General features: G+C 62.7%; 21 protein-coding genes, 1 tRNA gene and 1 pseudogene. 16 read left to right on the forward strand and 7 right to left on the reverse strand.

Translation table 11 applies throughout. The features are described from left to right. Positions 1-2 precede the first annotated feature (2 nt). Together C2R25_RS18885 and C2R25_RS18890 are read left to right on the forward strand one after the other, a co-directional pair. Complete coding sequence (locus C2R25_RS18885; protein ID WP_103730661.1) at positions 3-416, forward strand: phage tail protein; 414 nt, start codon at positions 3-5, stop codon at positions 414-416. Next, positions 413-1,423, forward strand: a complete 1,011-nt coding sequence (locus tag C2R25_RS18890) for a contractile injection system protein, VgrG/Pvc8 family (RefSeq protein ID WP_103730662.1) — start codon at positions 413-415, stop codon at positions 1,421-1,423. Before C2R25_RS18885 ends, C2R25_RS18890 begins: the two co-directional genes overlap by 4 nt. 25 nt (positions 1,424-1,448) lie before the next feature. On the opposite strand, the gene C2R25_RS18895 is transcribed toward C2R25_RS18890, so the two are convergent. From C2R25_RS18895 to C2R25_RS18910, 4 genes are all read right to left on the reverse strand, one after another. Further along, positions 1,449-2,153 carry a BRO family protein gene (locus tag C2R25_RS18895; protein ID WP_103730663.1) on the reverse strand — a complete coding sequence of 235 codons (705 nt, stop codon included), beginning with the start codon at positions 2,151-2,153 and terminating at the stop codon, positions 1,449-1,451. A 104-nt stretch (positions 2,154-2,257) separates the two neighbouring features. After that, on the reverse strand, positions 2,258-2,746 hold the full coding sequence (locus C2R25_RS18900; RefSeq protein ID WP_199183875.1) for an Ltp family lipoprotein: 489 nt from the start codon (positions 2,744-2,746) through the stop codon (positions 2,258-2,260). A 77-nt stretch (positions 2,747-2,823) separates the two neighbouring features. Next, on the reverse strand, positions 2,824-3,237 hold the full coding sequence (locus C2R25_RS18905) for an HIRAN domain-containing protein (RefSeq protein ID WP_233204142.1): 414 nt from the start codon (positions 3,235-3,237) through the stop codon (positions 2,824-2,826). A gap of 8 nt (positions 3,238-3,245) precedes the next feature. After that, entirely contained in the window at positions 3,246-3,875 is a 630-nt protein-coding gene (locus C2R25_RS18910; RefSeq protein WP_158250721.1) for a S24 family peptidase, read from the reverse strand. 113 nt (positions 3,876-3,988) lie between these two features. Between C2R25_RS18910 and C2R25_RS21370 the strand changes: the two are divergent. From C2R25_RS21370 to C2R25_RS18970, 12 genes and pseudogenes are all read left to right on the forward strand, one after another. Continuing rightward, positions 3,989-4,198, forward strand: a pseudogene (locus C2R25_RS21370) (transcriptional regulator); the annotation flags it as partial. Between the two features lie 116 nt (positions 4,199-4,314). Further along, positions 4,315-4,803, forward strand: a complete 489-nt coding sequence (locus tag C2R25_RS18920; protein WP_103730667.1) for a hypothetical protein — start codon at positions 4,315-4,317, stop codon at positions 4,801-4,803. Positions 4,804-4,808: 5 nt separating this feature from the next. Next, positions 4,809-5,114: an ogr/Delta-like zinc finger family protein gene (locus C2R25_RS18925; RefSeq protein WP_103730668.1), complete on the forward strand. Its 306-nt coding sequence runs from the start codon at positions 4,809-4,811 to the stop codon at positions 5,112-5,114. Positions 5,115-5,513: 399 nt separating this feature from the next. Further along, the gene (locus tag C2R25_RS18930; RefSeq protein ID WP_103730669.1) at positions 5,514-8,243 is read left to right on the forward strand and encodes a toprim domain-containing protein; all 2,730 of its coding nucleotides are present in this window, start codon (positions 5,514-5,516) and stop codon (positions 8,241-8,243) included. Between the two features lie 17 nt (positions 8,244-8,260). Further along, entirely contained in the window at positions 8,261-8,764 is a 504-nt protein-coding gene (locus C2R25_RS18935) for a hypothetical protein (protein ID WP_103730670.1), read from the forward strand. A gap of 15 nt (positions 8,765-8,779) precedes the next feature. Next, entirely contained in the window at positions 8,780-9,022 is a 243-nt protein-coding gene (locus C2R25_RS18940) for a DUF2312 domain-containing protein (RefSeq protein WP_103730671.1), read from the forward strand. 2 nt (positions 9,023-9,024) lie between these two features. Continuing rightward, on the forward strand, positions 9,025-9,222 hold the full coding sequence (locus tag C2R25_RS18945) for a hypothetical protein (protein WP_103730672.1): 198 nt from the start codon (positions 9,025-9,027) through the stop codon (positions 9,220-9,222). Next, the gene (locus C2R25_RS18950) at positions 9,219-9,437 is read left to right on the forward strand and encodes a hypothetical protein (RefSeq protein WP_103730673.1); all 219 of its coding nucleotides are present in this window, start codon (positions 9,219-9,221) and stop codon (positions 9,435-9,437) included. The genes C2R25_RS18945 and C2R25_RS18950 overlap by 4 nt, the downstream gene beginning before the upstream one ends. Continuing rightward, on the forward strand, positions 9,434-9,700 hold the full coding sequence (locus tag C2R25_RS18955; RefSeq protein WP_103730674.1) for a hypothetical protein: 267 nt from the start codon (positions 9,434-9,436) through the stop codon (positions 9,698-9,700). Before C2R25_RS18950 ends, C2R25_RS18955 begins: the two co-directional genes overlap by 4 nt. Beyond that, on the forward strand, positions 9,697-10,164 hold the full coding sequence (locus C2R25_RS18960; RefSeq protein ID WP_103730675.1) for an ASCH domain-containing protein: 468 nt from the start codon (positions 9,697-9,699) through the stop codon (positions 10,162-10,164). The genes C2R25_RS18955 and C2R25_RS18960 overlap by 4 nt, the downstream gene beginning before the upstream one ends. After that, positions 10,161-10,859: a hypothetical protein gene (locus tag C2R25_RS18965; RefSeq protein WP_103730676.1), complete on the forward strand. Its 699-nt coding sequence runs from the start codon at positions 10,161-10,163 to the stop codon at positions 10,857-10,859. The genes C2R25_RS18960 and C2R25_RS18965 overlap by 4 nt, the downstream gene beginning before the upstream one ends. Continuing rightward, positions 10,856-11,044, forward strand: coding sequence for an AlpA family transcriptional regulator (locus tag C2R25_RS18970; protein WP_199183876.1), 189 nt, complete (start codon positions 10,856-10,858; stop codon positions 11,042-11,044). The genes C2R25_RS18965 and C2R25_RS18970 overlap by 4 nt, the downstream gene beginning before the upstream one ends. Before the next feature lie 4 nt (positions 11,045-11,048). On the opposite strand, the gene C2R25_RS18975 is transcribed toward C2R25_RS18970, so the two are convergent. Together C2R25_RS18975 and C2R25_RS18980 are read right to left on the reverse strand one after the other, a co-directional pair. Next, positions 11,049-12,389 (reverse strand): integrase arm-type DNA-binding domain-containing protein, encoded by a 1,341-nt coding sequence (locus C2R25_RS18975; protein WP_103730678.1) that lies wholly within the window; start codon positions 12,387-12,389, stop codon positions 11,049-11,051. A gap of 152 nt (positions 12,390-12,541) precedes the next feature. Further along, positions 12,542-12,632: transfer RNA gene (locus C2R25_RS18980), tRNA-Ser, on the reverse strand. Between the two features lie 77 nt (positions 12,633-12,709). On the opposite strand from C2R25_RS18980, the gene C2R25_RS18985 reads away from it, so the two are divergent. After that, positions 12,710-13,690 carry a peptidylprolyl isomerase gene (locus C2R25_RS18985; protein ID WP_103730679.1) on the forward strand — a complete coding sequence of 327 codons (981 nt, stop codon included), beginning with the start codon at positions 12,710-12,712 and terminating at the stop codon, positions 13,688-13,690. Next, entirely contained in the window at positions 13,687-14,013 is a 327-nt protein-coding gene (locus C2R25_RS18990) for a DUF1905 domain-containing protein (RefSeq protein WP_103730680.1), read from the forward strand. The genes C2R25_RS18985 and C2R25_RS18990 overlap by 4 nt, the downstream gene beginning before the upstream one ends. A gap of 34 nt (positions 14,014-14,047) precedes the next feature. Here the strand turns inward: C2R25_RS18990 and C2R25_RS18995 are convergent, their stop codons facing one another. Further along, complete coding sequence (locus tag C2R25_RS18995; protein ID WP_103730681.1) at positions 14,048-16,141, reverse strand: bifunctional (p)ppGpp synthetase/guanosine-3',5'-bis(diphosphate) 3'-pyrophosphohydrolase; 2,094 nt, start codon at positions 16,139-16,141, stop codon at positions 14,048-14,050. Between the last annotated feature and the right edge of the window lie 229 nt (positions 16,142-16,370).

Here is a 16,370-nt window from a genome sequence, read left to right on the forward strand (position 1 = left end):
CGATGCACCTGATGGCCCTTGGCATGTTCCTCTTCGAAATCGGAACGCTGCCGTTCGATGAACTCCAGCACAAAACGGACTGGCGCCATGCCCGTGCCCCGCGCATCGGCGCGCGCGATGCCACGCAGTTTGTCGGTCCGGGGGACGAGACGATCAGCCTATCCGGCGCGGTCTATACCGAGCTTTCGGACGGTATCGTTTCGCTGGCGGATCTGCGCGCCATGGCCGACCAGGGCGAAGCGTGGCCGCTCGTCTCCGGCAATGGCCGGGTCTACGGCAACTTCGTCATCACCGCGATTGACGAACGCCATGCGTACCTGATGGCCGATGGCTCCCCGCGCCGCATAGACTTTGGTATCGATCTGTTGGGCGTCGATGATCCAGCCACGGTCACCGATCCGGAAGGCGGCGCATGAACCAGGCGGTCAACAACATCGCGGATTGGCGCGTTACGCTGGACGGCGTGGACCTGACGGATCGTATGCGCCCCCGCCTGATCTCCCTCACCGTGTCGGAAAAGCGCGGGGATGAGGCAGACCAGTTGGACATCGTCTTGAGCGATACAGACGGCATGCTCGCCATTCCGAAGGAGGGCGCTGTCCTGCGCGTCTTCCTTGGCTGGAAGCAAGGGCGGGACGTGACGCCCGGTCTCATCGACAAGGGGAGCTTCAAGGTCGATGACGTGACGCACAGCGGACCTCCCGATCAGATCACGCTACGCGCCCGCGCCGCAGACTTCACCAGCGAGATCCGCAACCGCCGCTCACACAGCTGGAAGAACACGACCCTCGGCGGCGTCCTTAAAGAAGTGGCCGGCCGCAATGGCCTGAGCGCCCGGATCGCTCCGGATCTCGCTGCCATCGCGCTGCCCTCGATCAGCCAGAGCCGCGAAAGCGACGTTGCCTTCATGCGCCGGCTCGGCCGGGAGAACGATGCGGTTGCCACTATCAAGGACAAGCACCTGATCTTCGCCCGCAAGGGCGCTGGCAAGACGACATCCGGACAGCCGCTGCCGTCCCTCACGCTCACGCGCCGCGACGGTGATGGTCACTCCTGGCAGCGTCAAAAGCGGGAGGCTCAGCAGGGCGTTACTGCTCGCTGGCACGACAGGAAGGCCGCCAAGAAGGATAAGGTCACGGACGGTGACGCAAAGGGCGCGAAGCAGCTGCGCAAGGTCTACGCTGATGAAGCCTCCGCAAAGCGTGCCGTGGCAGCCGAGCGCGCCCGCATGCAGCGCGCGTCAGCCACTCTCGATATCCGTCTTGCCTTGGGCCGCCCCGATGCCATGCCTGAAGCACGAGTTAAGGTGAGCGGCTTCAAGCCTGAGATCGACGGCGCCACCTGGCTTATCGCAGAGGTTTCACACCGGCTGGACAAGTCAGGTGGTTTCCGCACCGATGTCAGGATGGAAACAGCGCTGTAGGGCCTGCCAATCCTGCGCCGGTTTGTTAGTCGCGATCGCTGGCGGGAGGCAGTGCAAGGGCAGAACTGAGGATGCTGGTACGCTGTGCGGGATCCGCGACCCGATACGCATTGCGCAGCGCTCGCTCGGCGTTGGTCAGGGTTCGTCTGCCCGTCATCACGTAGAGCACGTCGATTTCGGCATAGAGCAGCATCTCCATGCGCGCGCCCTTTCGGATGCCGCCAAGATCCTCCTCAATCGCACGGGCAACGGAGTTGCTGAACCCCGGTATCGTGTCAGCCAGCTTGTACCCAGTCTCCGCCTCCCAGCGCTCGCGCTCTTCGCGGAACCGTTGCCCCACCGTGCTTTCCGTTCCGTCCCAGGGCGATTGATCATCGATCTGCGGCGCAAGCTCGTTCGCGGGTGGCGGATAGCAACCGTGCTGGCGTATCGAAGGAAGGACTTCGGAAAAAAGCCAGCGCACGAAGCGCTCGACCTCGGGTTTCCGGCTATTGAAGGCCAGTCCGTAGATTCCTGCCTCATTGATTACCAACGTCCGACGACTTCGGCCGATTGCGTCGGTAATGCCGACGTAATCTTTTTGCCAGTCCCACAACCTGCTGGCGGCGTCACGGGGGTTGGCGATGCCGAACTCGCTGCAAACGTCGTTCAGCACCCACCACGGCACATGATCTCGCATGATCATGCGGACGTTGGTCTTCTCGAAGTGCAGCGGTATCAGCGCTTTCATTCGATTACCTCTTCGGTGCGGTGCCAAACGGCGTTCTTGGTCTACCTAGCTCAGGTCCTACCGCACTCCATCGACCTATCCGCCAAATAAACAGGCTCCCCGTTTCAGCATGCCCCTGCCTGCTTTGCCCCGTAGGTAGCTTCGCTTTCCGTGTACTGGCTTCCCGCGCTGGACGACAACTGGTCGATAAGACCCTTGCAGGAGAAGCCAGACATATCGAGATACTGCTTGGCAGATCTGACAGCCTGCTCATTCCAATCGACGTTCAGACTGTCGACGGCCACCGTCGCATCGGCAACCTCGTAACCGTTCCCAGCATCTGATGACAGTTGATCTATCAGGCCCTCTCGGGAGAAGCCGGTCATGTCGAGATACTGCTTTGCTGACCTTGCGGCGTTACGTTGAGGACCGGTCAGAGTGTCTGCCGGTTCTTCCGCAGCCACCCCGGATTGGACAGCGTCTGCCTTCTGAGTCGAAGACGCAACTTGGCCTTCTGTTGTCTGGCTATCGCCGCCGACAATAGCGCCCAGCACCCCCAGCGCCACGAACCCTCCAATTAGGATGAGGCACCCCATACCCAGCTTCTTGCCCAAGCTCTTCTTCGGTGTTCCTTCACTCACTTGCATCGCCCCCTATTTCAGCGCGCCCCATGCACACCGTGTCCTTGGCCTCAATCGTCCGGCCAAATCTCGTCTGGATAGAAATCCGGCTCCACATACGGCGCCTCAACGTCTGCCTCTGGCTCTGCCACCATGGCTGGCGAGAGCGTTGGCCGCTCCCCGTCGAAGGCGACCCGTATCCAGGCACCGAACTCAGCCTTGCGCTGAAACACCGCCTGCACCTCCCGCTCGGCAAGCAAGGCCCCGATCCAGCCTGCGCGCTCTGCGTTCACATAGCCGATCTGGACATCGCGAGCGGAATAGACCGCAACCGCACGCCGATCGTGCTTGTTCTTCGGCTCAGGAATCAGCGTCACCGGCTCGCCCGCCTGGCAAAGCAGGATCTCGAACTGGCGGTTCGACCCGTCAGCGTTAAGATAAGGCGCGCCCACGACGGCGAGCGACATGGCAGGAATCGAAGTCACCGGCTGCTTCAGGTGCGCCGGAAGACGCCGGCTACGCGCCCGATAACGTGGACCTCATCGGCTGAGGCGATTTCCTCTCGCACCTGCGGATTGTCCCCCATCATCTTGTAAGACCCATCCGGCAGCGCCCGGACGCGCTTGATCGTGCCGAAACCGCCGTAGACCATGGCCCAAATACCTTCCTGCCGATCGATGGAGCGCTGCGAACGGTCGATGAGCACAAGATCCCGATCATTGATTGTGGGATACATGCTGTCCCCGATCGGCTTGGCGATCGACAGGTGTACGGCCGGGGAATCGGTGAACAGGCGGACCCACTCTTCCGGCATCCAACGATCCACCGCCTCGACATGCTGATCGAGGAAACCCGCGCCCATACCGAGCGACAGGTCAATTTCCTCGATCTTGATGAGGCCCATCTGCTCGGCAATTTCCGCAGGCGTAGGCGGGATGAAGGCATCTTCCGCTGGATCGTCAACCTCGCCGGTCAGATATGCAGGCGTGGTCTGAAGCGCTCGGGCAATCTTGTGCAGGTGACTAGACCCGGCAGACTGTCCTGTAACGACCTTGCCGATTGTGGGCTGGCTAACGCCAATTTCGCGCGCCAGCGACGACTGGGACCAGCCCAGCAGTTTCATTCGCTCAGCAACACGCTCGCTTTTGATCATGCCCTTACCTACAACCTTGGTTGTCGCCTGCGATCAAAAAATGTGCATTGACCGATCTATATCTATGGTTATAGGTCTACGTCATGCCCAACGCTCTAACTCCATCGGATGCCCTTCGTCAGGCGGTAAACCTTGCAGGCGGACAATCCGCGACCGCTCGCATTTGTCAGCGGTCTCAGGCCGCCGTCTGGAAGTGGCTGAATAAGGGGAAGCTACTGCCTGCGGAGTGTGTGTTGGCTATGGAGGCTGCAACTGGCGTCTCGCGCCACGACCTGCGCCCGGACATCTACCCCAGCCCTCATTTCGCCCCCTCTGCCACCTATAACCATAGGCATGAGCGCGCTGTAGCAGCTACGAATGATAGCGTCGCTTGCGATCATGAGAGCAAAGCGCAACGGAAGGATCACGCATGACCAAGGTCCGTGCGCCCCTCTCCTTCTCCCGCGCCATCACTACGGTCTGCGGCCAGATTGGCTGGGAGGCCGCCGCCAAGGTGACAGGCCGTTCCGTCCGAACTGTCCGCCACTGGAGCGAGAGCGACCGGCACGGCACGCCGACACTCGATCAGGCCCTCGCCCTCGATCGTGCTTTCGTGGAGGCCGGAGGCGATCATGGCCCGATCCTCGCCAGCTATGGGCTCCAACTGGATATCGCGATGGTCGATGCCGTGGCTTGCCGCGCTGCCCTGGCCAACGATGTCGCCAATTTTTCCAAAGAGGCGGGCGATGCCGTCAGCCGCTGCATCCAGGCCCTCACGCCCGGCGCTTCACCGGCAGTGCTACAGGCCGCCATCCTTGAGATCGAAGAAGCTGACGCGGTCGTCCCGCGCCTCCTCGGTCATCTGAAAGCCCTTCTGCCCGGCAATGGTGCCCGGCCTGAAGCCCTTGGGGGAAAGTGAGCACGATGTCGGGTCGTCCGGTACAGCTTCCACACGTAAATTGCCCGGCCTGCGGGGGCCGAGCGTTTGCCCGTTCAACAGGTTTGGTCAGCCTGCTCTTTCGCGAAATCTACTATCACTGCCGCAATCCTGACGCCTGCGGGCACAGGTTCGTGGTGGAAATGACGGCGGTCAGGACCGTGGCCGCAAGCCGCTTTCCGCAGCCCAAGCACACGCTGCCGATGACGCAGTGGCGCGAAGCGGCGAACGATCGCGCGGCCAACGATGATGGTCCCCCCACCGAACCGGAATCCAGCGCGACCGTCACCTGACACGACGGCCGCGCTGACCTGACCTTCCGAACCTGATGCCTTCGAACCCGGCTCGCTTCCGGGAATGCCCCAGCTTTGCCTACTCACCGGAGCCCTCTCCATGCATCTCCCCAACCATAGCCAGTTCATCGTGGTGCTCCAGCAACCACGCCGGCAACCGGCCTCAACATCGGCTCTGTTTGGCGCATGGCGCGAACTGTGGCGGTGCGCTCCCCGCGCCGTCCGCCGGGATACCGTCGCCGGCACCGCACTTGTCCTGGTCGCTGCTGCACTCTTCGCAGCTGCCTGGGGGATGCTCCCGGCATGAACCGCGCTGCTGATCGCAATCGTCAGGGCCGCCACGATGCCCATCAAGCTCGCGCCGCGGTTTCCCGCCTCCTGCAAGCCGGAGCCTGATACATGGACATGCGGGACGACATCCGCCGCTCCTTGATGCCGCTGCTCAAGGGCGACTTCAAATGGAAAAGAGAAGGGGGCGAGTACCTCCAAGGGGGTAAGTGCCCCGACTGCAGCGAGCACAGCGTCTTCGCTCACGGCAAGAACCCGTGGGTGCTGAAATGCGGCCGCACGAACAAGTGCGGGTGGATGGGCTCCGTTCGCGATCTCTATCCCGAGATCTTCGATACGTGGTCGAACCGCTACAAGGCCACGCCGCAGAACCCCCACGCCGCCGCTGACGCGTACCTGACCGATGCCCGCAGGCTGGACCTGCGCGGCATGCGCGATGCCTACTCGCAAGAGTACTACCGCGACGAGGCCCGCAAGATCGGCTCCGCGACGGTACGCTTCCCCTTGCCGGGCGGCAGCTGGTGGGAACGCCTGATCGACCAGCCCGGTCGCTTCGATCGCAAGGCGCGTTTTGCGCCCGGCAAGTCCTACAAGGGCCAGGCATGGCAGCGTCCCGATGTGTCGATCGACGACATGGCGAACGCGCCCAGCATCTGGTTTGCCGAAGGCATCTTCAATGCCTGGGCACTGGAGCAGGCTGGGCAACGCGCCGCCTCGACCATGTCGAGCAACAACTACCCGGCCGAGTTCCTCAAGCAGCTTCGCACTCACATCGCTGCATCCGAGCACCCGTTCCGCAAGCCCACGATCGTTTTCGCCTTCGACGTCGGCGCCGCCGGCACCAAGGCGAGCCGTGAATTCGTCGAAAGGGCGAAGAAGGAAGGCTGGGACGCCACCGCCGCCCAGCCCATGGGCGAGGACGAGAACGGCAATGAACTTGATTGGAACGACCTGCTCGGTTTCGACAAGCTGGGTGAGACCGATCGCGCGGAATACCTGTGGCACGGAAAGGTGCTGCTCGCGGCGTCTGCGCAGGAAAAGGCGTTTCTGCTGTGGGAAAAGCACCGCTGGAACAGCTTCCACTTCGTCTTCGGTAACCGCACGTACTGGTGCTCGATCGACATCTCCGTCGTTCAGGAGAAGATCGACGAATACCGCAAGGGCCGCACCCGTGAGTTGAAGGAAATCGACCAGGAGGAAGAGACCAAGATCCGGCAGGATGCATCGCGCGAGGCGCTGACGGTCGAAGAGATCGCCAACTGCGCCTTCCGCGTCCTCTACCGCCAGCGGGACGAAGCCACGGACGAAACCAAGTTCTTTCTCAACATCAGCTATCCCAGCGGCAAGCGGCCGTCCGTGAAGGGCGATTTCACCGCAGCCCAGCTGCGCAAGGCGTCGAACTTCGAAGACCGCCTGTTCGCCTTTGGGGGCGTTTGGACAGGGAGCGGCTTGCAGCTGACGCGGATCCTGCAACAGCAGACGCCCGACCTGCCCGACGTGCGCCCGCTTGGCTTCACCGGCTACTGCCGCGATTCACAGGCTTACATATTCGGGCCGATCGCTGTCTCCGGTGGCCGGGTCTACAAACCCAACGAGAATGAATTCTTCCAGATCGGTAAGAAGGCCCTGAAGCTGGGCACATCGGAGAAGCTGCTCGACATCGACTATGATGCCGATCAGCTGGACGTCAGCTGGCTCAAGGATCTGTGGGTCGCCTACGGCCCCAAAGGCATCGTCTGCCTGACCTTCTACTTCGCCTCCCTGTTCGCCGAACAGATCCGCGCGGAGATGAAGAGCTTCCCGTTCCTCGAAATGCACGGACTTCCCGGTACCGGCAAAACCACGCTCGTCGAGTTCCTGTGGAAGCTGCTGGGCCGCGAAAACTACGAAGGCTTCGACCCGGCCAAGGCTACGCCCGCCGCCATGGCGCGCAACCTCGGCAAGGTCGGCAACCTTCCCGTCGTCCTGATCGAAGGCGACCGCCGCGAGGAAGCATCACATTCCAAGCGGTTCGAGTGGGAGGAATTGAAAACCGCCTACAATGGCCGCTCCGTTCGCTCGCGCGGCGTGAAGAATGGCGGGATGGAAACATTCGAGCCACCGTTCCGGGGCGCGATCGTTATCGAGCAGAACGAGCCGGTAAACGCCTCACGCGCCGTGCTGGAGCGTATCATGTCGCTCGGCTTCGACATGTCGGGCTGGTCGGCCGAAACGAAAAGTTCGGCCGAGCGCCTGGAGCAATGGCCGATCGAGAAGGTGTCCGGCTTCATCGTTCACGCGGCGAAGCGCGAGGGCGAGATCATGGCTCGCTTCCGGCAGGCTTTCGCGCAGTACGAAGCCGAATTGCTGGCGATGCCGGCGATCCGCACCAACCGCCTCGCCAAGACGCACGGCCAGTTGCTCGCCTTCCTCGACGCCATGCGCACCATCGTGCCGCTTACAGACGAACAGCAGGCCGCCACCGGCCGCTTCATCGTCGAGATGGCCACGACCCGGCAGATGGCGGTCAACAGCGAAGACCCCGTCGTCAGCTTGTTCTGGGAACGCTTCGATTACCTCGAAGAAAACGAGGATCCCTCCGCACTCTCCGGGCACATCAACCACCATCGTCGCCACGACGAAGGCATGATCGCCGTTCGCCTGAACGAGATGGAGGCCCGCTGCGCGGACAAGCGCCTCGCGCTGCCGACCCATGCCGAACTGATCCGGGCGCTGAAAACCTCGAAAAACCGCCGTTTCATCGAAGTCTGCACCGTCAACTCCCGAAACGACAACGTCGGCGCCGTCCGCTGCTGGGTCTTCAAGGACAGCAGCCGCGCCGCCTCCGAACGCAAATCCTGAAAATCGAAAGGATGCCTATGCGCACCGTACCTTCGCTGCTGTCCATGCTGGACGATCCTGACGCCGCACCCCCTGCACCGCTTCCTGCCCCCGTCATGCCCTGGGATTACGTCAGGATGCGCCGCGAGGCAGCAGGACTGTCGATCGAGGAAGCTTCGAAGCCGTTCTGGCATCGCCCCGAGCACCGCGCTGACGTTGAACGCAACATGGCTCAGATCGAGGCCGTCGGCTTTCGCGTAAAGCGCCTGTGGGACATGTCGCGGGCTTTCCGCCTCAACCTGACCATCTATCGCCAGCTGTGCGACACGCCGCCGGATCAGCATCCGCGCCTATGCCGGGCCTGCGGATGGGACGAGTGGTCCGATCAACTGGATAACGACGGCTTCGACTGCGCTTGGTCCGCCCTCGACCCTGAAATCTGCACTCTGTGCGAACAGACCCGTCGCCCGAAATTCCGGCCGCGACCGGCCAACACCCAGACTCATGCTCACACCCGCAGCGCCGCTCAGCGCGCTGCCTGATCGAAAGACATTCCCATGGCCGAAACGAATGCAACCGAAGACCGCCTTCGCCTGCTCATCGAGCGGGTCGAGCGCTTGGAGGAAGAGAAGCGCGGCATCGCGTCCGATATCAACGACGTCTACGCCGAAGCCAAGGCAGTTGGATACGACGTCAAGGTCATGAAGGTCATCGTGAAGCTTCGCCGGATGCAGCCCGACGATCGCCGCGAAATGGACATGATCGTAGACACCTACAAGAACGCGCTGGGGATCGACTGACCATGCGCCGCCGCCCCTCGCCCGCCGTTCACCCGATTGGCTGCGCCTGCCGCGCATGCGCCCCGCAGACCTGCCGTGCCCGGCGTATCGATCTCGCGATCAGGGCCGCAACGCGCGTCCTGTTCCTGATCGCCGCCATGATCGCCATCCCCTTCATCATTGCCCACGCGCTTGCCAGCGCCAAGGGAGACAACCGTTGATCCTGCCCTACCTCGAACCCGCCGCCGACTGGCTGGACCAGTCCGTGGAGGAACGCCTCATCCTCGCGGCCGAGATCCTCTTCACGCAAAACCTGATGAACAGCCGCCGCTACAACCAGACGACAACCGAAATCCGCAAGCGCGCCGACCGGCAGCGCGGCATTCGCGCCCGCAACCGCATTGACGTGGCCGTGCGCCAGGCCGGTGCGGCATGAGCGCGAAACAGTGCGCCCTGTGCGCCGGCACCGGGGCCAAGGACTACGCTGGCTTTGCCATGGATCCCTGCGACCATGCAGCCGCCCCGCACGATCAGCGAACGCACGAAGTCGAGGTATCCCGCGACGATGCCGTGAAGTTTCTTGAGCATGCCTGCCGCAACTGGCGGCATCTCGCCCCCCTGTCAGAGGACGATGTTCAGGACGTCGCCGAGGCGCTCGCCGCCTTCAGTCGTGCCCGCGCGAAAGGCGGTGCGGCATGAAGGCGCTCACCGTCCACCAGCCCTTCGCCTCGCTGATCATGGCGGGTGCCAAGCCCTACGAGTTCCGCTCGTGGCGCCCCCATGCTGCGATGATCGGGCAGCGCGTCGTCATTCATGCCAGCAGCAGGAAGATCAGCAAGCCCCTCGCGGCCGATCTGTTCGTAGCCGTCCGCGACCAGGCACTATCCTCGATCGTCACCGCCACGCTCGATCCCGCCAAGGCGCTTCCCGTTCTTGCCCGTGCCTGGGAGCCTGCCGGTGAACCCCTGCCCCTGTCCGCCGGGCTGGGCACCGTGATCATCGGTCAACCCATTCCGGCTCAGGAGGTGGCGGATGCTCCCGGCCTGCCACTGGCAGAGGGCGAACAGGATCTCTGGGCTTGGCCCATGCTCGATGTGCAGCGCTGGACCCAGCCGGCGCCGGAATCTGGAGCGCAGCGGTTCTGGCACTGGACACGATCATGAGCGGCGAACTCACCGCGCGTCCAAAGGACAGCAAGCGCCACCCCTGGGATTGGTACGTCGAGGAACAGTGGGTCACGCACCGCCTGGTGGACGTGCTCGATCTGGAACCGGACGTCACGTACCTCGATCCTTGCTGTGGCCAGCTGCACATTCCGCAGGCACTTGCTGATCGCGGGTTCCCGCAGGTCTATGGGACGGACATCTTCGCGCGGAATCCTGCGCACCGTCTCTTCCTAGGCGAGCATAACTTCCTGGGCGAACAGCGGCATCTGCTGGAAGCGTCAAACCGGCTCTCGATCATCATGAACCCGCCGTTCTCCTATCAGAACGGCAAATTGGTCCGGGGCTTGGCGGAAAAGATCATCCGGCAGGCGTTATCCATCGCAACGCACAAGGTTTGCGCCCTACTGCCGCTCAAGTGGCTTGCGAGCGAAGGACGCTACCGCCTGTTCACGGACGAGACGCCCGTCGGCGTGTGGATCCTCTGCGAGCGGCCGTCCATGCCACCGGGAGACATGATCGAGCAGCTGGGCGACAACGCCTACGATCACGGCAAGATAGATTACATGTGGGTCGTGTGGGACAAGCAGCGCGAGGCAGCGCGTGATTCCCGAGGTACGCCGTTCGCGCCAACATTCTGGATACCACCCCGCGACAAGATCGCGACCAAGGCAGAAAGGAAAATGGCGGCGTGACTGCACAACCGCCTGAGAGGCTACTGAAGATCAGCGAAGTTATGGATCGAACCTCGCTATCCCGCGCTCACATCTACACCCTCATCGCGCGTGGCGATTTCCCGGCGCAACGCAAACTCGGACACCGCTGCGCACGATGGGTCGAAAGCGAAGTGGATGCCTGGACGCGGCGCGTCACTGCATGATCCCTCAGCGACCGGGCTTCCCCGGCCCGGTCGCCGCGAACCTCATCGGCTGACCTATGTGCATACCCGCTGGCCACATATCCGCGAGCAGGAGGTTCGCCCATTGCTCTGCGATCTCACGTCGGCGCGGCATATAGGCCGCTCGGTTATAGGCGCCCTCCACCTTGTTCGTTGGAACATGCGCCAGCATCAGATCTATGATCGCTCGATCCGGTGACGCGCCGGTGTGCCCCGCCGCCTTCCATTCTCGCTCGACCCTTTCATTCATGATCGTCGAGAAGGCGGATCGGAAACCGTGCGGAACGTGCCGCTGGTAATATCCCGCCCGGATCAGCAAGGCCCGCAAGGTGTTTTCGCTCATGGGTCGATGGGCATGGCGATCCGACGGAAAGACAAGGTCAATATCGCCAGTCAAAGGCATCATCGCATGCAGCACTTCCACGGCCTGCGGCGCCAGTGGGACGAGGTGATCTCCGTTCTCCTCACCTTTCCTGTCAGCATCACCCTTCATGCGTTGGGCCGGTATGCGCCACAGCGGCATCGTCCCGTCCAAATCCTCGAACTCGCACCAGCGGGCAGCATGCAATTCATTCGGCCGCACTGCCGTAAGCGCCAGCAGCCTTAGGGCCAGCTTGGTCGACGCCCGACACCGCTCCGCTTCTGCACATACCAGCATCTGTCGTAAGGCATCCAGATCGGTGATGGCTGGCTGCGGCTTGGCCTTCGGCTTCCTCGGCAACGCAATTGCGAGGCTCGCAGCAGGATCACGCTGTGCCTGTCCCTTGGCAATGGCATACACGAAGATGGCGCTGATCCGCTGCCGCGTTCGATGCGCCGTCTCGATCGCTCCCCCGTCCACGATCGCCTGCAGCAGTGCCAGTACCTCGGGGGCCTCGATATCCTCGATCGCCTTGTGCCCCAGATGCGGGTACACCGCCTTCTCCAGGCAATCGGCCACATCCTGTGCGTGAACCTTGGACCAGCGCCCTTTTTGCAGTTTATGCCACGCTTCGCCGACGTCCTTGAAAGTCGGACGCGTGTCCGCCTCCGGAGGAGCCCTGTCGAATAGGTCGATTGGCCGAGGCTCTATGCCCTTCGCCAACAATTCCTTGGCGCGGTCCCTGGCCTCCCGTGCATCTTTCAAGGAGATCGCCGGATAGCGGCCAATAGTCAGCGTCTTCTGGACAGGCTTTCCTTTAGCATTGCGGCCGAACTGGTAATTCATGCGCCACGCCCGCCCGCCAACGGGGGAGACGTGAAGATATAGCTGCTCACCGTCCGAAAGCTTGTAAGCTTCGCCAGTGCCCTTGGCATTGCGAACCTTCGCGTCGCTCAGCGAGCCCATACCATATCCCCCGAATCGCGTACCATAGATCATGCCATATGGCAGAGCCGATGTATGAGAACAAACGAGGACAATAGCAGACACAGCGCGTACGCCGAAGCGCCCGAAAATGGCTGAAATCAGACGTTTAGGGATGTTTGCAGACTAGCTGCTGGCGGAGCGGGAGGGATTCGAACCCTCGATACGCTTTTGACGTATACTCACTTTCCAGGCGAGCGCCTTCGACCACTCGGCCACCGCTCCGCATGCACTGGTTAGGAGGCGGCCACTAGCGAGTCGCGGAGGGTTTCGCAAGCGGTGTGGTGATGGCATGAAGCCTTATGCGCAAATTCCTTTCCGCTCTGTCGCTTGTGGCCCTCTTCCCTGCCATCGGCACCGTGCCGTCGCGGGCAGCCACGGATAAATTCGTGACGCCCAACGAGGTCGTCGACGCCGCCCCTGAATCGGACTGGCTGCGGATCGCGCCAAACGATCTGATGGTCATGGATCTGGCTCCCGACACCAGAGGCAAGCCGCGCCGAGTGGTGATCCAGCTCATGCCCGCGCCGTTTTCGCAAGGATGGGTGGGAAACATCCGCAAGCTCGTGGCCGCGCACTGGTTCGACGGGATCGCGGTGGTGCGGGTGCAGGACAACTACGTCGTGCAATGGGGCGATCCCGATGGCGAAACGCCGGGAAAGGCAAAGGCGCTGCCGGCAGGATTGGCGGGGCCGACTGAAAAGGACTACGTGGCGCAACTGGATGAAAGGCTGCGCTCGACGTTCGTGCAGCGCAGCGCAAAGGAAGCCGGCCGAACCGCGGCGCTGCCGACCAATCCCGATTCCTATCTGCCCAACGGCCTCAGTCTTTTCGATCGAGGCTGGCCCCTTGCCGCCGATGGTCGTGTCGGTTGGCCTGTCCACTGCTACGGCATGGTCGGCGTCGGCCGCAATCTCTCGCCTGATACGGGCACCGGAGCGGAGCTTTATACCGTGATCGGGCAGGCGCCGCGCCAGCTCGACCGCAATATCGCGCTCGTCGGTCGGATCATCGCGGGGATGGAGCACATGTCCTCGCTGCCACGCGGCACGGGACCACTGGGCTTCTATGCAACGCCGGCGGAACGCACGCGGATCGTCTCGGTGCGGATGGGCAATGACGTCGCCGATTTGGCCGCCTACGAATACCTCTCCACCGAAAGCGCCAGCTTCGCCGCTTATGTCGACAAGCGCGCCAACCGGAAGGACAGCTTCTACATCCAGCCTGCAGGCGGCGTGGATATCTGCAACGCGCCGGTGCCGGTCCGGGTGGTGACGCCGTGACCCTTCATGAAGAGCACCTGCGCTACACCGGCCGCCTGTGGCGCTGGACCGGTGGTGCGAACAACGGCACCTGGCATTTCCTTACCATCGACGGCGCGGCAGGCGAGACGCTTTCGGGCACCGCGATCATGCGCAAGCTGGAGGGCAGCGCGCGCGGGTTCGGGTCGCTAAAGGTCAAGGCGCGGATCGGGGAGACGGAGTTCGCGACTTCAGTGTTCCCCAGCACATCCGACGGTGGCTGGCTGCTGCCGGTGAAGGCCGCCGTGCGCAAGGCCGAGGATATCGGCGAAGGCGATGCCGTGGAGGTTTCGCTGACCTTCTGAGGATGCTCCCTTCCGCGGCGCACGCGGGGAGGAACTAGATCCGCTCGGCGTCTGCCACCGCATCGCTGGCGCGCAGGGCACCGATGATGCGGGTAAGGTGCGCGAGATCGGAGACTTCAAGGTCCACCTCGTAAGTGCCGAAAGGCTCATCGCGCTGAGTCATCTGCAGGTTGGTGACATTGGCGCGGTTGCTCGCGAGGATCTGCGTCACTTCGGCAAGTGTACCGGGGCGGTTGTAGAGGATCAGCTGCAAGCGCCCGACCGCGCCGGTGGTCCGCTCGCCCCATGAAAGATCGAGCCAGTCGGCATCGACCCCGCTGGCCAGCGTCATGCAGTCGATCGCGTGGACTTCCACCTTGTGATCGGGGCGGCGCAGACCGACGATGCGGTCGCCGGGGACCGGATGGCAGCATTCCGCCAGCTCGAAACCGACCCCGGCGGTAAGCCCCCGGATCGAGATCGCGCGCTCGGTGCGGGTCCACTCGGGATCCTCGGGCAGTTCAGCCGTGCTGCCGGGAACCAGGGCTTCCATGACCTGGCGGTCCGACAAACGGCCTGAGCCGATTGCGAACATCAGGTCTTCCTCATCACGCAGGTCCAGACGTTCCACCGCATGGGCGAGCGCCTTCTTGCCGACTTTCTGCGGCAGGCGGCTCGCGATCTCGTCGTAGAGCTTGGAGCCGATCTCGGCCACTTCGGCGCGCTCCTTGGCGCGGACGGCGCGGCGGATGGCGGCCCGCGCCTTGCCGGTGACGACGAAGCCGAGCCACGAAAGCTGCGGCTCGGAAGTGGTGCTCTTGATGATTTCCACCACGTCGCCGTTGGCCAGCTGGGTGCGCAACGGCACGTGGCGGCCGTTGATCTTCACACCGACCGCCGCATTGCCGAGCTTGGTGTGAACCGCGAAGGCGAAGTCCACCGCCGTCGACCCCTTGGGCAACTGGAACAAAGCGCCCTTTGGAGTGAAGGCGAAGATGCGATCCTGATAGATCGCCATCTTGGTATTCTCGAGCAGTTCCTCGGCGTCATGGCTGGCATCGACGATCTCGATGAGGTCGCGCAGCCAGCCGACCTGACCGTCGGGTCGCGATCCACCCTGCTTGTAGGCCCAGTGAGCGGCAAGGCCGAATTCGTTCAGGCGGTGCATCTCACGCGTGCGGATCTGCACTTCGATGCGCATCGAACGCTGGAATATCAATGCGGTGTGCAAGGACTGATAGCCGTTCGACTTCGGCGTCGAGATATAATCCTTGAAGCGGCCGGGAATCATCTGCCATCCCTGATGCAGCACGCCCAGCGCACGATAGCAGTCGTCCACATTGTCCGTCAGGACGCGGAAGGCCATGATATCGGTTATCTGCTCGAAGTTCACATGGCGTTCGGCCATCTTGCGCCAGATCGAATACGGGTGCTTTTCCCGCCCGGACACCTCCACGTTGAGGCCCGCCTCCGCCAGCACCTGCTTGATTGACAGCGCGATCTCATCGACCTGCCCGCCTTCCTCACTGCGAATTTGCGCCAAGCGGCCGGTGATCGTGGCGTAGGCTTCAGGCTCCAGTTGCTCGAAAGCGAGAAGTTGCATCTCGCGCATGTACTCATACATCCCCACCCGTTCGGCAAGCGGGGCGTAGATATCCATGGTTTCGCGCGCGATGCGCCTGCGCTTCTCCTCCTTCTTGATGAAGTGCAGAGTGCGCATGTTGTGCAGGCGATCGGCCAGTTTGACGAGGAGCACGCGCAGGTCCTCGCTCATGGCGAGCAGGAACTTGCGCAGGTTTTCCGCCGCGCGTTCGCTCTCGGTCATGACCTCGATCTTGGAGAGCTTCGTCACTCCGTCGACCAGCCGCGCGACCTCCGGCCCGAACAGCTTCTCCACCTCGTCGATGGTGGCGAGCGTGTCTTCCACTGTGTCGTGGAGCAGCGCGGTGATGATGGTTTCCTGATCGAGCTTCAGCTCGGTCATCAGGCCTGCCACCTCGACCGGGTGGCTGAAATAAGGGTCACCGCTGGCCCGCTTCTGAGTGCCGTGCTTCTGCACGGTATAGACGTAGGCACGGTTGAGCAGGGCCTCATCGGCCTCTGGCGCGTATTCCTTGACGCGTTCGACGAGTTCGTACTGGCGGAGCATGTTAGTGCGTCATGTCAGGTTTTATTGCGCTGCGGCAAGGGGGCGATCGCCAAAATGCAGATTTTGCAACGATCACCTTCGTACAGGCCAAGGGCAAAATACATAAGCCGTTCGTGAGGCTTCGTGAACCCTGCTGCCTCACATTGGCCGGATGGAGCGAGGGCGGGGGCAGTGGCACGGGCGAGGGAGACCTTGCGCTATGAGCACCGTCGGCTTGCGCCATGGTGCT

Origin of the sequence: Novosphingobium sp. HII-3 (assembly GCF_002916655.1) — a bacterium.
Classification (GTDB): domain Bacteria; phylum Pseudomonadota; class Alphaproteobacteria; order Sphingomonadales; family Sphingomonadaceae; genus Novosphingobium; species Novosphingobium panipatense.

What these genes read in the sequence shown, in the direction of transcription:
- C2R25_RS18885 (WP_103730661.1), top strand. Translation starts at nt 3, where the DNA reads ATGCACCTGATGGCCCTTGGCATGTTCCTCTTCGAAATCGGAACGCTG.
- C2R25_RS18890 (WP_103730662.1), top strand. Translation starts at nt 413, where the DNA reads ATGAACCAGGCGGTCAACAACATCGCGGATTGGCGCGTTACGCTGGAC.
- C2R25_RS18895 (WP_103730663.1), bottom strand. Translation starts at nt 2,153, where the DNA reads ATGAAAGCGCTGATACCGCTGCACTTCGAGAAGACCAACGTCCGCATG.
- C2R25_RS18910 (WP_158250721.1), bottom strand. Translation starts at nt 3,875, where the DNA reads ATGAAACTGCTGGGCTGGTCCCAGTCGTCGCTGGCGCGCGAAATTGGC.
- C2R25_RS18920 (WP_103730667.1), top strand. Translation starts at nt 4,315, where the DNA reads ATGACCAAGGTCCGTGCGCCCCTCTCCTTCTCCCGCGCCATCACTACG.
- C2R25_RS18925 (WP_103730668.1), top strand. Translation starts at nt 4,809, where the DNA reads ATGTCGGGTCGTCCGGTACAGCTTCCACACGTAAATTGCCCGGCCTGC.
- C2R25_RS18930 (WP_103730669.1), top strand. Translation starts at nt 5,514, where the DNA reads ATGGACATGCGGGACGACATCCGCCGCTCCTTGATGCCGCTGCTCAAG.
- C2R25_RS18935 (WP_103730670.1), top strand. Translation starts at nt 8,261, where the DNA reads ATGCGCACCGTACCTTCGCTGCTGTCCATGCTGGACGATCCTGACGCC.
- C2R25_RS18940 (WP_103730671.1), top strand. Translation starts at nt 8,780, where the DNA reads ATGGCCGAAACGAATGCAACCGAAGACCGCCTTCGCCTGCTCATCGAG.
- C2R25_RS18945 (WP_103730672.1), top strand. Translation starts at nt 9,025, where the DNA reads ATGCGCCGCCGCCCCTCGCCCGCCGTTCACCCGATTGGCTGCGCCTGC.
- C2R25_RS18955 (WP_103730674.1), top strand. Translation starts at nt 9,434, where the DNA reads ATGAGCGCGAAACAGTGCGCCCTGTGCGCCGGCACCGGGGCCAAGGAC.
- C2R25_RS18960 (WP_103730675.1), top strand. Translation starts at nt 9,697, where the DNA reads ATGAAGGCGCTCACCGTCCACCAGCCCTTCGCCTCGCTGATCATGGCG.
- C2R25_RS18965 (WP_103730676.1), top strand. Translation starts at nt 10,161, where the DNA reads ATGAGCGGCGAACTCACCGCGCGTCCAAAGGACAGCAAGCGCCACCCC.
- C2R25_RS18975 (WP_103730678.1), bottom strand. Translation starts at nt 12,389, where the DNA reads ATGGGCTCGCTGAGCGACGCGAAGGTTCGCAATGCCAAGGGCACTGGC.
- C2R25_RS18985 (WP_103730679.1), top strand. Translation starts at nt 12,710, where the DNA reads ATGCGCAAATTCCTTTCCGCTCTGTCGCTTGTGGCCCTCTTCCCTGCC.
- C2R25_RS18995 (WP_103730681.1), bottom strand. Translation starts at nt 16,141, where the DNA reads ATGCTCCGCCAGTACGAACTCGTCGAACGCGTCAAGGAATACGCGCCA.